Source organism: Capnocytophaga sp. CM59 (assembly GCF_000293175.1).
Lineage (GTDB): Bacteria > Bacteroidota > Bacteroidia > Flavobacteriales > Flavobacteriaceae > Capnocytophaga > Capnocytophaga granulosa.
Window position 1 is genome coordinate 1 of sequence record NZ_ALNN01000051.1, and the last position, 2590, is coordinate 2590.

The following is a 2590-nucleotide window of genomic DNA, read 5'->3' on the forward strand; positions in this document are numbered from 1 at the left end:
TGCATAAAATAATGTGCAGTCTGACGACTAATTTCATAACGACGAGCAACTTGTGAGGCTGATAACCCTTTAGTTGTTGTTGTCATTTCAAAACATATAAAAAATGCTTTACGTAACCCAAATTTTAGTCTATGAAATAGTGTTCCAGCAGTAGGACTTTCTGTATCTCCACAGATATTACAAGTGCGTGAAAGATCTTTTCTGACTTGGTGTTTTTTATGACCACATTTGCGACAACAATACCCTTTTTCCCATTTTATGGAAGCTAAGTATTCTTCGCAATCTAAGTCTGTTTTAAAGCGTTCAGTAAACTCTAAGAGGCTTTGTCCCTTAAATAATTCCATAATACATTCATTTTCAGAGTGCAAATATATGAAATTATTTTGACACCTCAATTAAATAATTAACAAATTAATAAATTTCCCAGTGTTTACTTTGCAAAAGGCTTTTTACAACATCTGTTTGTTGGGCTGGGCTTAGTTTAATATTAGCCACAGCACCAACTTTTTTTGTGGGTAAGGCTTTAATAAAGTCGAGAAGGGCAGTCCCCATAAGCCCTTTACCATCTTTTGTAAGCTCAAGTAATACCCAATGTAACTCAGTATTTTCTTGTATGTTTACGCTTGTAAGGGGAGCTTCTGAAGCGTGTAATATTGCAAGATTAGGTTGCTTAGAAAGGTCTAAAGTAGTGATATTGGTGTTGTTAATTTCTAAACGGACAAGTTGCGGGTTTTGGCTAAGGTCTAAGCTATGGATACTTTTACATCCGTTTATAAGTAATACTGTAAGATTTTTGAATGCTTTAACATCAAAAGCAGGAATAGCAGTGGTTTCGGTTATATCCAAAAAAGAAAGATTAGTAGGGAGAGTGCTATTGAGCATAGTATGACTATCCAAAGATAACACTGTTATATGCTCTAAGTTTTTAATAGATGGAAGTTTATTATTTTCAACCAATAACGTCCTCAAAAAAGGGTTATGACTAATATTCAAGTCTGTAAGCTCTAGGTATTCGCAAAATAACTCAATAACTTTACCATATATTCTAAAAGTTTGAGATTTTAGGGTATAATCAAGATAACCTTCGAACTTTGGTAGAACATCTATCCCTTCGTCCCATTTACCATTGTTGTTGAAGTCAATCCAAAACCCTTTTTTGTCTATTTTATCACCATCAATAGAAAAGCTTATTATTTCTCCTACTTTTTTCTCGGTAGTAAGCTGTATATAGTTTGTTGTATCAAGTCCAGTAGGATTGATAGGCTTAGCAGGGGTAGTGAACTCCTGTACGAGATACTCAGTAGTGTTACCTGCTTTGTCCCATACCTTTACCCATACGCGGTAAGTAGTTTTCTCGGTAAGCCCTGTAAGCTTATAAGTGCTGAAAAGAGCTTTTGGGGTACCGCTATTTTTCACCTCACTACTACCCCTCATCTGCCATAACAGCTGATAAGTGAGCTCTTTAGCATCAGTTTGCCCATCAGTAGTTAGATCCCACGTAATAGTAGCGGTATCAAAAGCAGTAGTTTCAATTTTGGTAATAGTAGCCAGTATAGGAGATTCAGTATCAATTGAGTTGTTATCATTTTTTGAGCAACTGATAACAACTAAGGCTACTATCATCAATAACAGATAAGTACCTTTTTGAAGATCTTTTATTAGTTTCATATTATTTCATTTATTATAGCAAATACGATAGGTATCGTATTCATTTTTAGGCGACAAAGATAATAAATAATTACGAATTACGAAATTATTACGAATTATGAATTATGGAGAGAGGCCTTCATATTCACATTCTGATAAATAATATTCGGCATAAGCGGCTTTATCCCACCATTCTTTAAACTTTGGCAGACCGAAATACTGTTTTTCCTTTAACCAACGGTCATTTCCATTCAAAAAATAACGCAATCGCCCCATCGGAAAATAAATGAATTGAGATGTCAAGTTAAGGGCATACCAACTGAGGTTGGAAAATAGGTTCTCTTTCAATCAATCTTTTTTAAAGTTTAAACAAGTTTAATTACTCATTTGAATAAAACTTGCAATTTGATAACAAAGAAACGCTATTAAACATACAAGAATAATAACAATCATTGTTACAAGAGAGTTTTTTTGCTCTCTTATTTTTTTAATAGGATGTCCACAATGAGGACACGTTTCTGCTGAAATACTGATTTGCTTTTGACAAGCGGGGCAATTTGTAAGATTCATATAGTAAAATTTTTAGTTACTAATTAATTATTTGAGGTGTCTATTTAGTTACATACTAATTGACTTTGGGAAACGGGAGAACGTTCTCCAATTCTTTTCATTAATTTGTTAAAGATAGTATCTTTATTTTGTGAGCGATTGATTCTAAAACTATACTCAGCTAAATAGCGGTCTATATTAAACTCTGATACCCAAGAATATATACCTCGTAATTTGCGACAGCAATATCCATCTTCCCACTTTAAAGAAGCTAGCTATTCTTCGCAATCTAAGTCTGTTTTAAAGCGTTCAGTAAACTCTAAGAGGCTTTGTCCCTTAAATAATTCCATAATACATTAATTTTCAGAGTGCAAATATATGAGATTATTTTGAC

Annotated in this window: 3 protein-coding genes and 2 pseudogenes; all 5 read right to left on the bottom strand. The window is 33.6% G+C overall.

Annotated elements, in window-relative coordinates:
- Positions 1–344: pseudogene (locus HMPREF1154_RS10335) on the bottom strand (IS1595 family transposase); the annotation flags it as partial.
- A 67-nt stretch (positions 345–411) separates the two neighbouring features.
- Positions 412–1668 (bottom strand): fibronectin type III domain-containing protein, encoded by a 1257-nt coding sequence (locus HMPREF1154_RS10340; RefSeq protein WP_009642539.1) that lies wholly within the window; start codon positions 1666–1668, stop codon positions 412–414.
- Positions 1669–1770: 102 nt separating this feature from the next.
- Positions 1771–1995, bottom strand: coding sequence for a hypothetical protein (locus tag HMPREF1154_RS13405; protein ID WP_157231275.1), 225 nt, complete (start codon positions 1993–1995; stop codon positions 1771–1773).
- A 27-nt stretch (positions 1996–2022) separates the two neighbouring features.
- Entirely contained in the window at positions 2023–2217 is a 195-nt protein-coding gene (locus HMPREF1154_RS13890; RefSeq protein ID WP_157231276.1) for a zinc ribbon domain-containing protein, read from the bottom strand.
- Positions 2218–2261: 44 nt separating this feature from the next.
- Positions 2262–2429: pseudogene (locus tag HMPREF1154_RS13895) on the bottom strand (IS1595 family transposase); the annotation flags it as partial.
- Between the last annotated feature and the right edge of the window lie 161 nt (positions 2430–2590).

Bases quoted from the DNA above. Each gene is read 5' to 3' on its own strand.
- HMPREF1154_RS10340 (WP_009642539.1), bottom strand. From the start codon at position 1,668: ATGAAACTAATAAAAGATCTTCAAAAAGGTACTTATCTGTTATTGATG.
- HMPREF1154_RS13890 (WP_157231276.1), bottom strand. From the start codon at position 2,217: ATGAATCTTACAAATTGCCCCGCTTGTCAAAAGCAAATCAGTATTTCA.